Here is an 18,186-nt window from a genome sequence, read left to right on the forward strand (position 1 = left end):
AGGAGTTCGTATGTTCCGATCCATTTCCATCCGGGCTCGTCTGACCGGGCTGGTTCTGATTCCCCTGATCGTGCTGATTGTGCTGATCGTTAATCTGTTCAGCCATATGAACACCCTGCAGACCGGCATCAGCTCGCTCTACGATGACCGCATCGTTCCCCTTAAACAGATCAAAGCCACCTCGGATATGTACGGTATTTCCACCGTCGATCTGTTCCACAAATACCGCGGCGACCAGATCAGCGCCCAGCAACTCACCAGCGCCATCCTCAGTGCCCGCGATACCGCCGGCAAAGAATGGCAGGCCTACAAATCCACCTTTCTGACACCAGAAGAAGACGCACTGGTAAAAGAAGCCGACCGTCAGTTTGCCGACGCCGCCCGCCTGACCGACCGTTATCTGGAGCTGGTGCGCAGCGGCGAATTCCGCGCCCTCGACAACACCACCTTTATTCACGACCTGTACGCCCGCTTTGATCCGCTGACCAAAGCACTGGAGGACCTCATCAGTCTGCAGCTGCGGGTGTCGGCCGAATTTGTGCAGGCCTCACAGGCCAGTTACGACCACCTGATGACGGTGCTGATTCTGCTCTGTTCGGCGGTGGTCGCCGGCCTCGCCCTGCTCGGTTATCTGATGTACCGCTCGATCAACGATCCGGTGCAGGGGCTGTGTGCCGACATTCAGTTTATTGCCGATCAGTCGGACCTCACCCGCCGGGTTGCTGCTGACGGCCGCGACGAAATTACCCATCTGAGCCAGACCCTGAACGGCATGTTCGGCCGCTTCCACAGCGTGATCAGCCACCTGCGCGACGCCGTGCACCAGTCGAGCACAGCCGCCGAGGAAATGAGCGCCATCAGCCGCCAGGTCAGCACCACAGTGCAGCAACAGGATGAACAGGTGGCCATGGTCGCCACCGCCATCACTGAGATGTCCGGTGCGGTCAAAGAAGTCGCCAACAACGCCAGCGAAACCTCGGCTCAGGCCACCCGCGCCGACGGTCAGGCGCGCGAAGGCTTACTCAAAGTGCAGGAAAACCTGAGCGCCATTAACCGTCTGTCGGATGCCGTCACCCACGCCTCGGGGGTGATCGACCGCCTGCACGATCAGTCGGGCGAAATCACCACCGTGCTGACGGTTATCCGCAGCATCGCCGAACAAACCAATCTGCTGGCACTGAACGCCGCCATTGAATCGGCCCGCGCCGGTGAAGCCGGACGTGGCTTTGCGGTGGTGGCCGATGAAGTGCGCAAACTGGCGCAGAACACCCAGCAGGCCACCGAATCCATCAGTCAGATGATCGATCAGCTGCAGGCATCCGCGCGGCAAGCTGTGGATACCATGGGGCAGGCCGGCCAGCAGGCGTCGGGCAGTCTGACGCACGCCGAAGCCGCCGGTGAATTACTGGAAGCCATCGCCAGCAGCGTCAGCCGCATTGCCGAAATGAACTTTCAGGTGTCCACTGCCACCGAAGAACAGGCGCAGGTGGCCAATGAAATTCACGACAGCGTGACCCGCTTCAGCATGGGTCTGAGCGATGTGTCGGAGAGTGCCTCACAAAGCGCCGTCGCCAGTGAGGAAATCGCGCGTCTGTCGAACGATCTGCAACAACAGGTGAGCACCTTCCGCATCTGAGGCCGGGGCAAAAACCGCCCATCCGCAGGCGCCTCATCCCCGGCGCCTGCGTCTGTTACAAAGCGCCATTAACAAAATTCCAGCGAGATTGGCGGGCAAAACCCAGCGTGAACACTAGAGTAATGAAGAAAACTCGCATTACTTCTGATTTGACTGTTCGCAGGGTTCACTATGCTCAGACGACTAAAAATCCGTACCCGTCTCGCCGCACTGGTGTTCATCCCCATACTGGCGCTTATTTTGGTCGGCGGCCTGCTGTTCGCCCGTCTGCATGCCCTGCACGACGACATCGACCATTTGCAGAGCGAGCGCATTCAGCCACTGAAGCAACTCAAGGCCACCTCAGACGCTTACGCCATCAGCATTGTCGATCTGTTCCACAAATACCGCGGCCATAAACTCAGCCCGGAGCAACTGACCGCCGCCATCCGTAATGCCGAGCAGAAAGGCGCGGCCTTCTGGGCCAAATACCGGGCGTTGCCGCACACAGGTGATGAAGCGGTTATGGTGCGCGAGGCCGACCAAAAGCTTGAGGTCGTCAAAGCCTTCATCGAGCACGAACTGGCACTGGTGGCCAAACGCCAGCTCAACGCGCAGGACAACGACACCTTTATCGATGCGCTGTACAGCGCCTTTGATCCGCTGACAGCCGTACTCGACCGCCTGATCGACGAACAACTGAAGCAGGCCAGCCTGCGGGTAAAAGCCAGCGACGAACGCTATGGCCTGATGATCTGGCGCCTGTCGGTGCTGGGCACCCTGTTGCTGATCGCCCTGCTCGCCTTTGGCTGGTTGATGTACCGTTCTATAAGCCAGCCGTTGCGCACCCTCGGGCTGAATATGCGCCACATTGCCCGCCATTCTGACCTCACCACCAGCATCGACATCAGCGGCGACGATGAAATCACGCGCATGAGCGAAGCGCTGGATGAAATGCTCGGCAGCTTCCGCGACCTGATCGGTAAGTTCATACACTCCGTGCAACGGGCCACCGATGCAGCAGAAGAACTGAGCGTCATCAGCGAGCAGGTCAACCGCACGGTAACCAATCAAGAGCAAAAGCTGGAGATGGTTGCCACCGCCGTCACCGAAATGACCGGCGCCATCAAAGAAGTGGCCGGTAACGCCAACGCCACCTCCGATCAGGCGACCCACGCCAACGGCTTAACCCGCAACGGACGCAGCAAGGTACAGGATAACCTGAATGCGATTCAGCGTCTGTCGGGCTCGGTCACCAGCGCCGCCAGCGTGATCGACCGCTTAGCCACGGAATCCGGCCGGATTTCTGAAGTGCTGACCGTCATCCGCAGCATCGCCGAACAAACCAATCTGCTGGCACTGAACGCCGCCATCGAATCGGCCCGCGCCGGTGAAGCCGGACGTGGCTTTGCGGTGGTGGCCGATGAAGTTCGCAAACTGGCGCAGAACACACAACAGGCGACGGAATCCATCGCCAGCATGATCGATCAACTGCAGAGTTCCGCCCGTCAGGCGGTGGAAGGCATGGGAGAGGCCGGCTCAAAAGCGTCCGACAGCGTAGGCTTTGCCGAGTGCGCCGGTACCCTGCTGGAAGAAATTGCCACCGCCGTGAGCAGCATCGCCGATATGAACATGCAGGTATCGACCGCCACCGAAGAGCAGGCGCAGGTGGCGAACGATATTCACAATAATCTGTGCGAATTTACGCTGGGTCTGAACGAAGTGGCCACCAGCGCCGGCCACTGTTCGAATTCCAGTCAGGACATCGCCCGTCTTGCCGCTGAGCTGCACCAGCAGATCAGCGCCTTCCGGGTGTAAAAGCGGCCGCACGGGCGGTGCTCAGACGGACCGCCGGTTCAGCCGAGCAGTCCGTCGAACGGCTCGATCAGCACTGTCTCACCCACGGCCACGTCGCCCCGCATCTGCTCCAGAATGATGTAGCAGTTGGCCTGACTCATGGAGCTCAGCACACCCGAGCTTTGACCACCGGTCGCCCGCACCTGTAACTGCCCCTGTTCGTTCAGCGACCAGATACCACGCTGGAAATCTGTGCGCCCCGGACGTTTACGCAAGGGTTTTCCGGCCAGCGCATTCAGACGCAGCGGCATGACCTGATCTTCGCCCGCCAGTTTGCGCAGCATGGGCACCGCCAGCTGATGCAGGGTCACCAGCGCCGACACCGGGTTACCCGGCAGCCCCAGAAACAGACTGGACGGCAGACGGCCGCAGGCAAAGGGTTTGCCGGGCTTGATCGCCAGCCGCCAGAAATCGATGTGGCCCAGCCGCGCCAGCACGTCGCGGGTGTAGTCGGCCTCTCCGACCGACACGCCGCCGGTGGTGATGACCACATCCGCCTGCGCATCGGCCTGAATAAAGGCCGCCATCAGCGCGTCTTCAGAATCCTCAACCGTACCCAGTTCCAGCACGCGGCAACCAAGGCGGCTCAGCACCGGCGCCACGGTGAAGGTGTTGCTCTGATAAATCTGCCCGTCGGCCAGCCCCTGTCCGGGCTCGGCCAGTTCGTCGCCGGTGGCCAGCAGCGCCACGGTTAATGCGGGCTTTACGCACACCTGCGCAATGCCGAGACTGGCCAGCAGCCCGAGATCGGCCGGGCGCAAACGGCGGCCGGCGTTCAGAACCCGGCTGCCCTGTGCAATGTCTTCACCGCGCGGGCGCACGTTGTCGCCAGACTGGGCCGGCTGCAGAAAACGCACACGCCGATCGTCCAGCGCCTCGGTATTTTCCTGCATCACCACAGTGTCGGCACCGGCCGGCATCCAGGCGCCGGTCATAATGCGCACGCACTCGCCGGGGCCTACCTGACCATCGAAGGCATGGCCTGCGGTGCTGCGCCCGATCAGGGTCAGGGTGGCCGCTTCGCGCAGGTCGGCTGCACGCACGGCGTAGCCGTCCATCGCCGAATTGTCGGCCGGCGGTACCGCCAGCGGTGCATCCACGGGTGTTGCCAGAATGCGTCCGCAGGCCTGATTCAGAGGCACCTTTTCCGCGCCGCTGACCGGTTCAATCATGGCCAGAAGGGCTTCCAGAGCCTGATCGAGAGGAGCCAGCCCCGGGCTGTCGCAGGTAATCATAAAGACCTCAGGCAACCTGAGTTGTGACGCGCAGCCAGTCGCCCAGCGTGGCAATCAGCTCATCACCGGATTGCAGCGGGCCTACGCCGGCCGGCGTGCCGGTCATAATCACATCACCCGCATTGAGGGTAAAAATACGGCTCATGTGGGCGATTAACGGCAGCAGCGGAAACAGCATATCGGCGCTGCTGCCCTGCTGTTGCAGCTGGCCGTTGCGGGTCAGGCTTAAAGGAATCTGCGTCCAGTCGCTGATCTTGCCGGCGGCGATAAAATCGCTGAGCGGACAGGCGCCGTCGAAGCCTTTGGCGATTTCCCACGGGTGGCCTTTTTCTTTCAGGGTCGCCTGCACATCGCGCAGGGTGAGATCGAGGCCCAGACCGACGCCGGCAATGGCAGACAGCACATCGGCTTCGCTTGCCTGTTTCAGTGGCTTGCCGATCAGGATGGCGATTTCCAGTTCGTGATGCACCGAGCCCTGATCGTGTGGAATAGCGAAGGCTGGCGCCATCGGCACTGCAGCATCGGCAGGCTTGATAAACAGAATCGGACTGGAGGGAATGGGGTTGTTCAGCTCTTTGGCGTGCTCGGCGTAGTTACGCCCGACGCACACAATTTTGCCAACGGCATGGGGAAATGACTGACCTTCAACAACGGGATTCAACATAGAAAAACGGCCTGATCGTTCATGACAGGCCGTTACTATAACTCAACAACAGATCAACAACGCCTTAACAACATCTGAACAACACCTCAACAACCCCTGCCCCCCGGCTCTACCGGACGTACACCCGCAGCAGAGCAACCCGAACACCGAGACCGCTGCTGGCGTTGCGGACGTCAGTCGCCGCTGCGCGGCCGCACCAGTTCGGCCAGCTCGCGGTTCACAGCCGAAGGGTCGGCCATGTTCAGCTCCAGCAGCCGGCGCAGGGCCGTCATGCTGTCGAGGTCCATGGAATCACAGGCGCAGCCGACCACGTCGTCGTCGATGTGCACCAGCGAGCAATGCATGGTGATGGCCTCACTTTCAGACAGCTGCAGGGTAACCACCAGCTGCTGCTCGAGCTTCCAGTTCACGTCCTCCGGGCGTACCAGCAGCACGCCGCGCAGGCTGATATCCAGACAGTGGGTTTCCAGCACCTCACCGTGCGTGGCGACCTGAACCCGTTGCAGAAAGTGAACGCGTCTGAACTGGCGTTGATCCATACCTGACCTCTGTAATGCTGGGGACGAATGTCCGCAGATGTATAAAGGTTTAGTAGGAATTACTGAGATAGCAAACAGGAAACGCCGGCCAATGGCCCGCACAGAAAACAGCGGCGAAATCCGCATAAAAAAAAACGGCGGGACTGATCACCAGTCCCGCCGCTTCTTTTACCGCCGGCGCTGAGGATCAGGCCAGACGCTTGTACTTCATACGCTTAGGCGCCGCATCGTTGCCCAGGCGTTTCTTACGGTCTTCTTCGTACTCGGTGTAGTTACCGGCGAAGAAGGTCACTTTGGAGTCGCCTTCGTACGCCAGAATGTGGGTGGCGATACGGTCGAGGAACCAGCGGTCGTGCGACACCACCATCACGGTGCCCGGGAAGGCGTCGATGGCTTCTTCCAGCGCACGCAGGGTTTCTACGTCGAGGTCGTTGGACGGTTCGTCGAGCAGCAGCACGTTGGCGCCCTGCTTCAGGGTGTAGGCCAGTTGCAGACGGCCACGCTCACCACCGGACAGCTCGCCCACACGCTTCTGCTGATCGCCGCCTTTGAAGTTAAAGCGGCCGATGTAGGAGCGGCTCGGGTAGTCTTTGCCGTTGATGTTGATCATGTCCAGGCCGTCGGAAATGGCTTCCCACACGGTTTTCTTGTCGTCCAGTTCGTCACGCAGCTGTTCAACAAAGGCCAGCTTCACGGTTTCACCGGTAATCACTTCACCGGAATCCGGCTTTTCCTGACCCGCGATCATGCGGAACAGGGTGGATTTACCAGCACCGTTACCACCGATGATGCCGACGATGGCGCCCGGCGGTACGGTGAAGCTCAGGTCGTCGATCAGCACGCGGTCACCGAAGGACTTGGTCACGTTATGGAACTCGATGACCTTGTCGCCCAGACGCGGGCCTGGCGGAATGTAGATCTCGTTGGTTTCGTTACGGGCCTGGAACTCGCGCGAGTTCATTTCCTCGAAGGCAGCCAGACGGGCTTTGGACTTGGCCTGACGACCCTTGGCACCTTTACGCACCCATTCCAGCTCGTGCTTGATGGCCTTGGCGTGAGCCTCTTCCTGTTTCTTTTCCTGCTCGATACGGGCTTCTTTGGTTTCCAGCCAGGTGGTGTAGTTACCCTGGTACGGAATACCGTGGCCACGGTCCAGCTCCAGAATCCACTCGGCACAGTTGTCGAGGAAGTAACGGTCGTGGGTAATCGCCACCACGGTGCCCGGGTATTCTTCCAGGAACTGTTCCAGCCAGCCCACGGATTCCGCATCCAGGTGGTTGGTTGGTTCGTCGAGCAGCAGCATGTCCGGCTTGGACATCAGCAGGCGGCACAGCGCCACACGGCGGCGCTCACCACCGGACAGCTTGGTCACGTCGGCATCCCATGGCGGCAGACGCAGGGCGTCGGCGGCGATTTCCATCTGACGGTCGATGTCGTGACCACCGGCGGCTTCAATCAGGGCTTCCAGACGGCCTTGTTTTTTCGCCAGCGCGTCGAAGTCGGCATCCGGCTCGGCGTAGGCCGCGTACACAGCGTCCAGTTCGGCGCGGGCATCCATCAGTTCACGCAGGCCGTCTTCCACGTTGCCTTTCACGTCTTTGGCCGGGTCCAGCTCCGGTTCCTGCGGCAGGTAACCGATTTTCAGGTCCGGCTGCGGGCGCGCTTCACCAATAATGTCGGTATCGATACCGGCCATGATCTTCAGCAGGGTCGATTTACCCGAGCCGTTCAGACCCAGAACACCGATTTTTGCACCAGGGAAGAAAGAGAGAGAAATATCACGCAGAATCTGGCGTTTAGGCGGAACAATCTTGCCTAAACGGTTCATGGTGAATACGTATTGAGCCATGTGGAAAGGTCCTCGTATCAGTTGGCGGCAAAGCTACTGAAAAGCAGGCATGAAGGCAACCGACAGCACCCTGTGCGCAGCAAAAACCGCGCTGAACACAGGTGTTCAGTCATCATCTGTATGCGCCACTATAAGACATTGGGTTTAACCCCGCCCACCTCGGACTATACTGACTCAATCCTTCGTCTGTGGACCACTGACTTTAATGCGTTTTAATCCGACGACTCAGGGAGGAGCGGCTGAAGCCCTCAAGCCTTCACGGCTGAACCTGCCCCTGTTTGCCCTGAGTTTTCTTTTTCTCGGCTTAGTGCTGCTGTTCAACGGCTGGCAGCAGTACCGCCATGAGCAGGAAGCACTGGCCAACGAAGTGCGCCTGACGCTGGATAACTACGCTCAGCAGTCGGGTCTCCTGGCCCACGCCGGCTTTGCGGCCAACGCTATGTTCGCCCACGCTTACGCGCCGCTGCTGGAAGACGCCGTCAATGGCGACGACCTGCTCCGCACCCGTCTGTGGGCCGAGATGCGGGTGTCGTTTTTCAACATCACAGGCTACAGCCTCTATTCCGACGACGGCGAACTGCTGCTGCAGGAAGGCGCACCCCTGAGCGGCTGGGAAAGCGCCGACATCTTTACCCATCTGATGGCCAACAACGCCGAAGCCGGCACCTTCCTGCTGCGCTACGGCGGCAAAGGCGGTTTCTACTTTTTTACCCGTTTTGAAGGCCCGAGCGGCAAGCGCTACGCCTTTATAACCCGCCGCGCCTACAGCAAGCTGTCGGAAATCATCTACAACGGCCAGTTCCCCGGCTTTGAAATGCTGCTGCTCGACACCCGCGACAACAGCATCGCCATGCGCGAGCACTATTTCGCCGAGTCGTCGTCGCAACCGCCCTTTACCGCCGACGAAGAAGCCCGCCTGCTGTACCGGGTCAACATTCCCTTCACCCACTGGGATGTGATTGCCCTGCCCGTGGATCAGCATCTGAATAACCTCTGGTCGCGCCTGCGCAATCCGCTGACGGTGCTGCTCACCTTCACCGCTCTGGCGGCGATCCTCTGGCACTTTCTGCGCCGCCAGGAACACCAGTTACAGATGCAGGAATCGGTGCGGCGCAAAGCCGAACAGCGCGCCGACCGCGTGCTGATGTCGATCGACGACGCCCTGATTTCCACCGATGCCGCCGGCATCATTGATTACGTGAACCCCAAAGGTGCCGCCTTGCTGATCGAACTGGGTGCGCGTCAGATCAGCGGCCAGCGCCTGAGCGAGCTGTGGCACGACCCGCACGCCCTGTGGAATCAGGGGCTGAACCCGCGCGACCTCGAACAGCTGCACGGCGCCAGTTCACAACTGGTGGTCACCATCGGCAACCGCGAGCGGATTCTGGAACAGGACTGCAACCCGCTGTACGAAGGCAAACACATCACCGGGCTGGTGTGGCTGCTGCGCGATGTCACCGACGCCGTGCAGGCCTCACGCACCATGGAAGAAAGCCGCCAGCGCTATAAAGCGCTGTTTGAAGAGGCGGGCGTCGCCCACTGCCTGATTGATCTGACCGAGGCCGACATCGAAACCGCGACCGTGCGCCTGCTTAACGTCAACGACGCCGCCGTGCGCATGACCAAAGCCCGCGACCGCGATCACCTGCTCAGCGACTACACCCAGCTGTTCCGTGAATCGCGCCACGAGTTTTACGCAGCGGTGCAGCGTGCGCGCGATATGAAACTGGCCACCACGGAATTCGAGCTGGAAATGCGCACCTTCCGTGGCGAACGGCGCGACATCTGGATCAACCTCAGCCTGCGCTCCGGTAAAAAAGGTCAGGCGCTGGTCACGCTGCTCGACGTTACCGAACGCAAAAAAGCCGCCGAACAGGTGCGCGAGCGTGAGGCCTTCTGGTCGCGCGTCACCGCCTCGCTGCCGGATCTGGTGTACGTCATCGAAATCGACGACGCGCTGGACACCAATGTGATTTACGCCAACCGCTCCATGGGTACCCTGATGGGCTATCCGAAGGACAAAGACCCGCGTCACGCCTGGCAGCTGTACAGCCTGGACGGCGAAGCCGAACACATACGTCAGGCCCTGAACCGCAACCGCCGCATGCCGCTGGGTGGCACCAACGAAACCATACTGCGCTTCCGCCATTTCGACGGCAGCACGCGGGTAGTGAAATTCCTCGATACGCCGTTCTCCATCGACGAGGACGGCAACGTTGACTGCTACGTCGGCAGTGCGCGTGACATCACGGAAGACGTGATGAAGCAGGAACTGGTGCAGGAATCCGAGCGCCGTTACCGCCTGCTGGCCGAGAACATCAACGACGTGATCTGGGCGACGGATACCGAACTGAATTTTAATTTCGTGAGTTCATCGGTCGAACGCATGCTCGGGTATAAACCGGACGAACTGCTGCGCGAAGGCGTAGGGGCCATTTTCCGCCGCAGCGAAATCCGCGATTTATTCCGCACCATCCGCCACGAAGTCATTGAGGGCATGAAAAATCCGGAAGAGGCCCGCAGCCAGAAAAACATTATTCTGCGCGACGTGCGCGCACGCGGCAAAGACGGCCGTGAGGTGCTGCTGGAATTGCAGGCATCCCTGCTGTGGAACGAACGCAATGAATTGCAGGGCGTGCTCGGTGTCTGCCGCAATGTTGAGGATGCCCGTCAGCTGGAGCAGGAACTGCGTCTGGCGGCCGAAGTATTTGCCAACAGTAACGAGGCCATTTTAATCACGGATAAATCGCTGAAAATTGTCAGCGTGAATAAATCCTTCTGCAACATCACAGGCTATCAGTCCGACGATGTGCTGGGGCGCATGCCGGACTTCCTGATTTCACAGGAACGCCACACCAATGCCTTCTTTAACGACATCGGCGAATCTCTGGTGGTCGACGGTTACTGGCAGGGCGAAGTGTTTTACCGCCGCGCCAATGACGAGACCCGCACCGGCTGGGCCGGGGTCAGCGCCATCCGCAATAAAGAGCACGACGTGCAGAGTCTGATCATCATTATGTCGGACATCACCGAGCGCAAAGTTATTGAAGAACGCATTCACAAACTGGCGTATTTCGATCCGCTCACCGGCCTGCCGAACCGCAGCCAGATGCACGAACGTCTGGATGCCATGATGAGCAGCGCTCAGGCGCAGCAGCAGAGCGTGGCCTTGCTGTTCATCGACCTTGACCGCTTTAAACCGATCAACGATTCCATGGGCCATCCGGCCGGTGATCAGGTGCTGAAACAGGTGGCGCAACGGCTGCGCAACTGCACTAAAAAACACGATCTGGTGTGCCGTATGGGCGGTGACGAATTCACCATTGCCCTCGGCGAACAGGCCGACAACGACCGCGCCGCCGACACCGCCATTAAAGTCGCCGAGCGGGTACTGCACGCCTTGAGTCAGCCGTATACGGTCGATAACCGTGAAATGTTTTTAAGCGCCAGTATCGGTATTTCCATTTATCCGAACGATGGCGGCAGTGTGATCGAGCTGCTGAAGAACTCTGACATCGCCATGTACCACGCCAAGAGTCTGGGCCGCGACAATGTGCAGTTCTTCAACCAGAAAATGAACGAAAAAGCGCTGGAAATGCTGGAGATGGAAAGCGACCTGCGCCATGCCCTCGACCGCGACGAACTCGAGCTGTTTTATCAGCCGCAATATCAGACCAACAATTCCACCGCCGTGGCGGCGGAAGCCTTGTTGCGCTGGCGCCATCCGCAAAAGGGCCTGATTTCGCCCGCCGCGTTTATTCCGATTATTGAAGACACAGGCCTCATCGTGCCGATCGGCCGCTGGGTGCTGGAAGAAGCCTGTCGTCAGTTTGCCCAGTGGCAGCAGCGCGGTATTCAGTTAACCCGCATTGCGGTGAACGTCTCGGCACGCCAGTTCAAGCAGGACAATTTTATCGACATGGTGAAAACCGCCGTCGCCAAAGCCGGCATACGCCCGGATCAGCTGGAACTGGAGCTGACCGAAAGTATCCTGATGGACGACATTGCCCATACGCTCGAAGCGCTGAACGCGCTGCGTGAGCTGGGCGTGCGCACCGCCATCGACGATTTCGGCACCGGGTATTCGTCACTGAATTACCTGAAGCAATTCCCGGTGGATACGCTGAAAATTGACCGCAGTTTTATTCAGAGCCTGCCGGACAACGCCGACGACGCCCAGATCACCCGCACCATTATCGCCATGGCCCACAACCTCGGACTGGGCGTAATCGCCGAAGGCGTCGAAACCCGCGAACAGCTGGCGTTCCTCTCGGCGGCTCAGTGCGAGGAAGTGCAGGGCTTCCTGTTCAGCAAACCGCTGCCACAGCAGCAACTGGCCGATCTGCTGGCAGAAAGTTATGTCATCTGAAAAAGCCTCTGCCCTGCTGTTGCTCGCCGCCGCTCAGGCGTCCGCCATGAGCCCGCCGGCGGACGACAGTCTGGCCTATCAGATCAGCCAGTATCAGGAACAGGAAATGCCCGCCAACCGCGTTGCGTCGGGCAGCAACCAGCGTTATCAGATTCTGACCCACCAGCTGGCGTGGGAAAAAAACCTCACTTCGCGCTGGCGCCTGAGCAGCAGCGCCAGTTACGAAAGCATGAGCGGCGCGTCGCCCTTGCAGACCTTCACCAACAGCAATGGTCAGGGCGAAGTGCTGATGAGCGGCGCCTCCATCGACGAGCAACGCGTCGATGCCAGCGCCACCCTGACCCGCTATTTCGCCAGCACCAGCGTCAGCGGCGGCGGCTATGTTTCCAGCGAAAACGACTACACCTCCACGGCGTGGAATCTGGCTGTCAGTCAGGAGCTGTTTTCCGCCATGACCACCGTCAGCGCCGGTTATTCACAGGCCCACGACACACTGTCGCCGACCGATCCTGAGTTGTCGCTGAACCGGCAGGCCGCCGATGGCGAAACCAAAGACCGGCGTGAAGCGTATCTGGGCGTGAGCCAGATTCTGAACAAATACGAAGTGCTGCAGATCACCGCTGGCGCCGCGCAGACGCAAGGTTATCTGTCTGATCCGTACCGCAACATTGATCGCCGGCCGGACGAACGCAACAGCCTGACGCTGTCGCTGCTGTACCGGTTTTTTATGAAACCCTGGGGCGGCAGCGCGCACTGGAACGCGCGCCTGTACGACGATGACTGGGGCGTCAGCTCGCAGACGCTGGAGCTGAAATGGCTGCAGTCGCTGGGGCGCAGCTGGCGCATCGACAGCAGCCTGCGTCTGTACCGCCAGAGCGCCGCCGATTTCTATTCGCTGGCGGCCACCGACTCGGGCCAACTGCAGAGCAACGACAGCCGGCTTTCATCATTCGGCGCCCTGACGCTGGGCCTTGGTCTTTACTGGCAGATGACGCCGGCCACGCGGCTGTCGGCCAACTGGTCTCAGTACGTCAGCCACGAAGACTGGGGGCCTGACGCCAGCGCTCCGGAAGCCCCGGCCATGGTGCAGTACTCACTGGCACAGTTCGGGGTTTTTTACCGCTACTGATGCTTCCCCGGCACTAAAGCCCCTGACATCAATGACTGGATAATTCCTGTATCCGCGCTCGGAGCCGGCAACGCGTCTCTCTATACTTCTCTGATCGTCACGCCGTGCGGAGGCGACCATGACCAAGCCCGATGACCTCGATCCGATTCTGGAAAAAATGCTCGACGTTACGCCGGATGCCTTCGGCGTGTTCGACCCCGAAAACCGCCTGGTTTTCTGCAACCAGAACATGGCCCGCGTGTTCGGTCTCGACCGCGACGAGGCACTGGGGCGCACGCACAGAGAACTCATGCACGAGGCGTTTCATAACGGGCTGGGGGTCAATATCGAGAGCGACGACTTCGAGGCCTGGATCAACGACATTGAAAGCCGCCAGCGTTCACAACCGGTGCGCATTTTTGAATCCGACGCAGTCTCTGGTCGCTGGCATAAAATCACGCAAGTCACGATCGACAATTACATGGTGCTGGTCAGCACCGACATCAGCGAGCTCAAGCAGACCGAATACGAACTGCGCAAAGCCATGGATGATCTGCACCACGCCGCCAACACCGACCCGCTCACCCTGATTGCCAACCGCCGTCATTTCTTTGAAGTGGCTGGCGTCGAACTCGCGCGCGCGCAGCGTTATCACCATCCGCTCAGCCTGCTGCTGCTCGACATCGATCACTTCAAAAACATCAATGACCAGTACGGCCACCATGCCGGCGATCAGGTGCTGAAATTCTTTGCCGCTTTCTACCGCGACAATCTGCGTAAGGTGGATTTTATTGCCCGCTTCGGCGGTGAGGAATTTGTGGTACTGCTGCCGGAAACCGGCCTCAGTGAAGCGGCCATGCTGGCCGACCGGCTGCGGTCACGGCTGGCCGACGAACGCATTTACACCATGCCGGAAGATAAGAGCCTGACCATTACCGTATCCACCGGAGTGAGTCTGTTTGAAGGCGCCGGCGATACCATTCAGACCCTGCTCAGCCGCGCCGACGAGGCGCTTTATCGCGCCAAGCGTCAGGGCCGCAACCGCTGTGAGGTCGCCCGCCCCTGGCCGGCCGCCGGCTGACAATCGCCGCCCGCATTAACCAAACGAGCCAGCCAAGTAAGTTAACCAAACGAGCCAGCCGAATACGTTAACCGAACGAGTTGGCCCCAAAATTTAAGCAAACAGATTGACCGATTCTGCATCCAGCGGAAAAGCCTCGCACACCGCGTGATTGTCGATACCCGCCAGCTCCCGCATGGCCTGCTGCATGTGCTTCGGCTGCAAGGTAATGCCGTCTGCGCTTTGCGCCAGCGTCTGCGGATCCATCGCCAGCGTTTCATGCGCGGCACTGGTCAGGCCCACCGCGCGGTTGGCCCACGCCGCATTTTTACTCATAAAAATCGTGCTGCTTACCGGCCAGTGGTCTTTGCCGTTGCCGTCGTTGTATTCCGGCGTACGGCCAAAATCGGAACTGATCATCACCACCAGCTTGTCGTCGATGCCCAGCCGCGCCGCTTCCGCCCACAGATATTCCACCCCGTTCTGCAAACGTTTGAGCGCATCGCTGTGGTCGGCATCGTGATTGGCGTGGGTATCAAAGCCCCAGGCCACCAGATCGGCGCTGACGCACAGGCCCGACTGATACGCTGCCAGTGCAATCTGCGCCTGACGCAGCAGCGGGTTCCAGAAACCGTCGTCGTCGGTGTAGTCCACCAGCGTCTGTGGTACGTACTGCGCCAGCGTTTCCAGCAGCGACTGATTACCGCGCGCGGCGGCGTACTGGTTGAGCGCTTCCTGTAAACGACTGGCCATGTGCGGCTGCGCGGCCTGCAGGCGCGTCAGCCGCTCTGCCTTATACCGGCTGATGATGTCGCGCGTGCTCTGGCGGTGAAAATATTTGGCCGCATCCCAATCGGAACCGGCGTCGAGAAACTGATCCGGATACACCAGCTTGTTCAGGGCGCCCGGGTCCTGCATCAGTACGTAATGAATCAGCCCGGCGGTGTCGTTGTAGCCGCCGTTACTCAGGTACGCCAGCGGCAGGTCAGGGCCATAAGCGGTGGCGGCCAGTGCAGCAAACGACGGATAGCCTTCGGCGATGCGGCCGCTCCAGTTGTGCCGGCGTCCCGCCTGATGGGCATTGGTCTGCGCGTCGACGCCGTTCACCACCAGCATGTGCGGGTGCAGCGTGGTAAAAAAGCGCTGATTGTGGGCAAACGGCGCATAGGTAATGGAGCTGCCGGCAATGGTTTGCGCGGTGCCCGATTGCGCCCAATGATTGATGCTGCTGTTGGCTTTCGGGTCGCAGAAGCTGGTGACATCCCAACCGCCCGAGGCTTCGATCGACACAAAAAACGAGCCGGTATACGGGGTAAAACTGCTGCCGGCAGCAAAGCTGCGCAGCGGCGCCGGCAGACCCGCCACCAGCCCGGCGGCACTCAGCAGTTTCAGAAAATCACGGCGGCTGTGCAGAGTCATAGCGCGTTACTCATACAAAACACGGAAGTCGCTGAGCAGGTAGGTCAACAAAGCCATCCAGCTGCGCAGGGTGTGATACGGGTCCTGCTTGAGGGCACTGTCGTTGTCCCAGTCGAGCAGACAGAATTCGTCGTTGGCATCGTCGCTGGTGTCGTTGACGTACAACCAGTCATTCGGCGCGGTCGCGACCCGCGACGCCCACACCTCTGCCACCAGATTAAACGCCGCTTCCTGCTCGGTGGTGAGGTCGGTGTGCGGGTCGCCCCACAAGCGGCTGATAAGCGCATTCACCTGCGCCTGCACCAGCGCGGGCGACGCCTGCGGTGTGTCGCTCATCTCTACCAGCGTGAACAGCGTGCGCTGGTTTTTCGGTAATTCAAATTCCGCCACCACCCGTTCACAGACCATTTCCTGCGACATGCGCTCGGCAGTGGCGTACATCAGGGTGTTCATACTTTCTGCCCGCTGCACCACGGTATCGCTGTCGATACCACCATAAATGCCATAGAACTCCTGCGCCAGCAGATCGTAGTCTGCGCTCCAGGTGTGGTGCCACAGGCCGCCGGTCAGCGCCTGAATTTTGCGGCTGAGCTGTTCCGGTGAATGCAGGCTGCCACTGCCCATCGCGCCGTACGCTTCGCCGGCGTTGTTGCCACTGGCGCGGAAGACCGGCGTCAGCACCATGTCGGCCAGCAGTTCTTTCAGCGGATACCCGCCGTCGCGGAAGGCATCGGCCAGCTCACCGATCAATCGTTGCTGTTCGCTGTAGCGGGCCAGTTTTTCGGCGTAATCCACATCCGATGGTTCGGTGGGCTGCACGTCCGGTTCGGCGCCGAACATCGCCGGCCACCAGAACACCACAGTGCCGGTGGCGAAACGGTCATCAGCCACCATCTGCTGCGCCAGCCATTGCAGGCTGTTGTCGCGGTTTGCTGACGGCAGGGATTTTCCGGCAAAACCCGGGGCGCGCATGTCGCGGTACCAGAGGTCGCCGCTCTGATACAGGTCAGAGGCTTTGTAGGTGTCGGGCAGCGAATCCTCGCCATCCCAGGCGTCGCGGTAAAAACCGTCGTCACCGAAGTTCTGGAAAGCGCCGGCAACCGGGTCCATCACCTCGTGGCACACCGCGCAGGACGGATTATTCAGGGTCGGGTTATTGGTATCCGCCAGATCGGCCGGATCCATGGAGCGCACCGCCAGCCCTTCAATGTCGGTGTTCAGAAAGAAGTAATAGGCCCAGCGCGCCCGCGCCCGGTTGCGGTTGGTGTCGGTCGACGGGTAGCGCGCCAGAAACATCTGCGAGGTCAGAATGCCCGCCTGCGGAATCGCGCCGTGCACGTAACCGTCGGTGATGTAGGCCGGACGCCAGTCGTCCGGGTCGTTGCGGTCAGTGAAGTTGATACCGGTGTGGTACACGTCGTTGGAGAAGGGGTTCACCATGAGGTAATCCGCGGTCAGCACCTCGCTGTACGGACGCTCTTGCGTCACCACGTAGCGGATCAGTTTCAGCGGCGCTTTGGCCACGGCGTAGTTGGTCTGCGCCCAGGCAAAGCCGAAGGCTTCTGACGCCGCCTGACGCTGTTCGTCGGTCGTTGCGCTGTTTACGGCCTCCTGCAGTGGCGCCAGCCGGCTCTCAATGTAAGGGAAACGCCCGCCGTCGTAGAGGATGTCGAGGGCCGGTGTGCGGTCGTTGGTGTATTTGTTGGTCAGCAAGCGGTCGTTGGCGCTTTCCTCCAGAAAATCACCAAAGGCGTCAGCATCCATCAGATTCAGCACCGCCGCCTTCAGTGACGCATCACTGTTATCGGCCACGGCGGAATACTCGGTCGCCGTCGGCAGACGCCCCGCCAGCAGCAGTGCTGCTTTGCGCAGGGTCGCGGAGTTATCGAGCAGCGTGGCGTTATCCCAGAAGGCGGAAATGCTCACACCGCCGGAGCCGTCGCTGCAGGTTTCCACCGGACCGGCCAGCCAGCTTTCGATGGCCTGAGCACCGGCCGAACCCGTGGCCAGTACCTTGCCGCCACCATGCACCACGCCGTTCAGCGGCTTCTGCAGCAGGTAATCGCGCCCGGTGGCCGTGGCGATGTACTGATTCACCACATTCAGATTGGTGGTCAGGTAACCGGACACCGAAGAAGGCTGCAGCACAAAGGCCGAAGCCGAGGCCGCGCCGCCGCTCTGGTGGCATTGCATGCAGGCCGGCGCCAGCACCGGCGACCACAGTCCGGTGGTAAAGCGTTCGACTTCAGCGGCGCACACGGAACCACTGCCGTCGGGCAGTGAGGAGGGATTATCTGGCTGGCTGTCACTGATCAGATCGCCGCTGTATTGGTTGCCCGGCGAACAGGCCGCCAGCACAGTGGTGAGCAGTATCAGTCCTGAATAACGCATAACCGGTTTCACGTCGGGGGACTGACTTCAGTATGGAAGGCTCTGTAACGAATTTCTGTGAGCCAATGTAATATTCTGTG

Annotated in this window: 11 protein-coding genes; 5 read left to right on the forward strand and 6 right to left on the reverse strand. The window is 60.2% G+C overall.

From position 1 onward, the window contains the following. Positions 1–10 precede the first annotated feature (10 nt). Together ACQUQU_RS13360 and ACQUQU_RS13365 are read left to right on the forward strand one after the other, a co-directional pair. On the forward strand, positions 11–1,636 hold the full coding sequence (locus tag ACQUQU_RS13360) for a methyl-accepting chemotaxis protein (RefSeq protein ID WP_430460197.1): 1,626 nt from the start codon (positions 11–13) through the stop codon (positions 1,634–1,636). Between the two features lie 171 nt (positions 1,637–1,807). Further along, a complete protein-coding gene (locus ACQUQU_RS13365) occupies positions 1,808–3,433 on the forward strand; it encodes a methyl-accepting chemotaxis protein (RefSeq protein WP_430460198.1) in 1,626 nt (541 codons plus the stop codon). A gap of 38 nt (positions 3,434–3,471) precedes the next feature. Here the strand turns inward: ACQUQU_RS13365 and moeA are convergent, their stop codons facing one another. From moeA to ettA, 4 genes are all read right to left on the reverse strand, one after another. Then, a complete protein-coding gene (gene moeA, locus ACQUQU_RS13370) occupies positions 3,472–4,707 on the reverse strand; it encodes a molybdopterin molybdotransferase MoeA (protein ID WP_430460199.1) in 1,236 nt (411 codons plus the stop codon). Between the two features lie 7 nt (positions 4,708–4,714). Next, positions 4,715–5,371, reverse strand: coding sequence for a fumarylacetoacetate hydrolase family protein (locus ACQUQU_RS13375; RefSeq protein ID WP_430460200.1), 657 nt, complete (start codon positions 5,369–5,371; stop codon positions 4,715–4,717). 173 nt (positions 5,372–5,544) lie between these two features. Continuing rightward, a complete protein-coding gene (locus ACQUQU_RS13380) occupies positions 5,545–5,910 on the reverse strand; it encodes a PilZ domain-containing protein (protein ID WP_430460201.1) in 366 nt (121 codons plus the stop codon). 187 nt (positions 5,911–6,097) lie between these two features. Next, a complete protein-coding gene (gene ettA / locus ACQUQU_RS13385; protein WP_430460202.1) occupies positions 6,098–7,759 on the reverse strand; it encodes an energy-dependent translational throttle protein EttA in 1,662 nt (553 codons plus the stop codon). 205 nt (positions 7,760–7,964) lie between these two features. Between ettA and ACQUQU_RS13390 the strand changes: the two genes are divergently transcribed. The 3 genes from ACQUQU_RS13390 (at position 7,965) to ACQUQU_RS13400 (ending at position 14,317) form a co-directional block, all read left to right on the forward strand. Further along, entirely contained in the window at positions 7,965–12,128 is a 4,164-nt protein-coding gene (locus tag ACQUQU_RS13390) for a sensor domain-containing protein (protein ID WP_430460203.1), read from the forward strand. Then, positions 12,118–13,257: a DUF3570 domain-containing protein gene (locus tag ACQUQU_RS13395; protein ID WP_430460204.1), complete on the forward strand. Its 1,140-nt coding sequence runs from the start codon at positions 12,118–12,120 to the stop codon at positions 13,255–13,257. Before ACQUQU_RS13390 ends, ACQUQU_RS13395 begins: the two co-directional genes overlap by 11 nt. Before the next feature lie 118 nt (positions 13,258–13,375). Beyond that, positions 13,376–14,317 (forward strand): diguanylate cyclase, encoded by a 942-nt coding sequence (locus tag ACQUQU_RS13400; RefSeq protein ID WP_430460205.1) that lies wholly within the window; start codon positions 13,376–13,378, stop codon positions 14,315–14,317. A 93-nt stretch (positions 14,318–14,410) separates the two neighbouring features. On the opposite strand, the gene ACQUQU_RS13405 is transcribed toward ACQUQU_RS13400, so the two are convergent. Then, positions 14,411–15,715, reverse strand: a complete 1,305-nt coding sequence (locus ACQUQU_RS13405; protein ID WP_430460206.1) for a DUF1501 domain-containing protein — start codon at positions 15,713–15,715, stop codon at positions 14,411–14,413. Between the two features lie 6 nt (positions 15,716–15,721). Next, positions 15,722–18,106 carry a DUF1588 domain-containing protein gene (locus ACQUQU_RS13410; protein ID WP_430460207.1) on the reverse strand — a complete coding sequence of 795 codons (2,385 nt, stop codon included), beginning with the start codon at positions 18,104–18,106 and terminating at the stop codon, positions 15,722–15,724. Positions 18,107–18,186: the final 80 nt, after the last annotated feature.

Source organism: Thalassolituus sp. LLYu03, from assembly GCF_050507655.1.
Lineage (GTDB): Bacteria > Pseudomonadota > Gammaproteobacteria > Pseudomonadales > Oceanobacteraceae > Venatoribacter.

What these genes read in the sequence shown, in the direction of transcription:
- ACQUQU_RS13360 (WP_430460197.1), top strand. Translation starts at nt 11, where the DNA reads ATGTTCCGATCCATTTCCATCCGGGCTCGTCTGACCGGGCTGGTTCTG.
- ACQUQU_RS13365 (WP_430460198.1), top strand. Translation starts at nt 1,808, where the DNA reads ATGCTCAGACGACTAAAAATCCGTACCCGTCTCGCCGCACTGGTGTTC.
- moeA (WP_430460199.1), bottom strand. Translation starts at nt 4,707, where the DNA reads ATGATTACCTGCGACAGCCCGGGGCTGGCTCCTCTCGATCAGGCTCTG.
- ACQUQU_RS13375 (WP_430460200.1), bottom strand. Translation starts at nt 5,371, where the DNA reads ATGTTGAATCCCGTTGTTGAAGGTCAGTCATTTCCCCATGCCGTTGGC.
- ACQUQU_RS13380 (WP_430460201.1), bottom strand. Translation starts at nt 5,910, where the DNA reads ATGGATCAACGCCAGTTCAGACGCGTTCACTTTCTGCAACGGGTTCAG.
- ettA (WP_430460202.1), bottom strand. Translation starts at nt 7,759, where the DNA reads ATGGCTCAATACGTATTCACCATGAACCGTTTAGGCAAGATTGTTCCG.
- ACQUQU_RS13390 (WP_430460203.1), top strand. Translation starts at nt 7,965, where the DNA reads ATGCGTTTTAATCCGACGACTCAGGGAGGAGCGGCTGAAGCCCTCAAG.
- ACQUQU_RS13395 (WP_430460204.1), top strand. Translation starts at nt 12,118, where the DNA reads ATGTCATCTGAAAAAGCCTCTGCCCTGCTGTTGCTCGCCGCCGCTCAG.
- ACQUQU_RS13400 (WP_430460205.1), top strand. Translation starts at nt 13,376, where the DNA reads ATGACCAAGCCCGATGACCTCGATCCGATTCTGGAAAAAATGCTCGAC.
- ACQUQU_RS13405 (WP_430460206.1), bottom strand. Translation starts at nt 15,715, where the DNA reads ATGACTCTGCACAGCCGCCGTGATTTTCTGAAACTGCTGAGTGCCGCC.
- ACQUQU_RS13410 (WP_430460207.1), bottom strand. Translation starts at nt 18,106, where the DNA reads ATGCGTTATTCAGGACTGATACTGCTCACCACTGTGCTGGCGGCCTGT.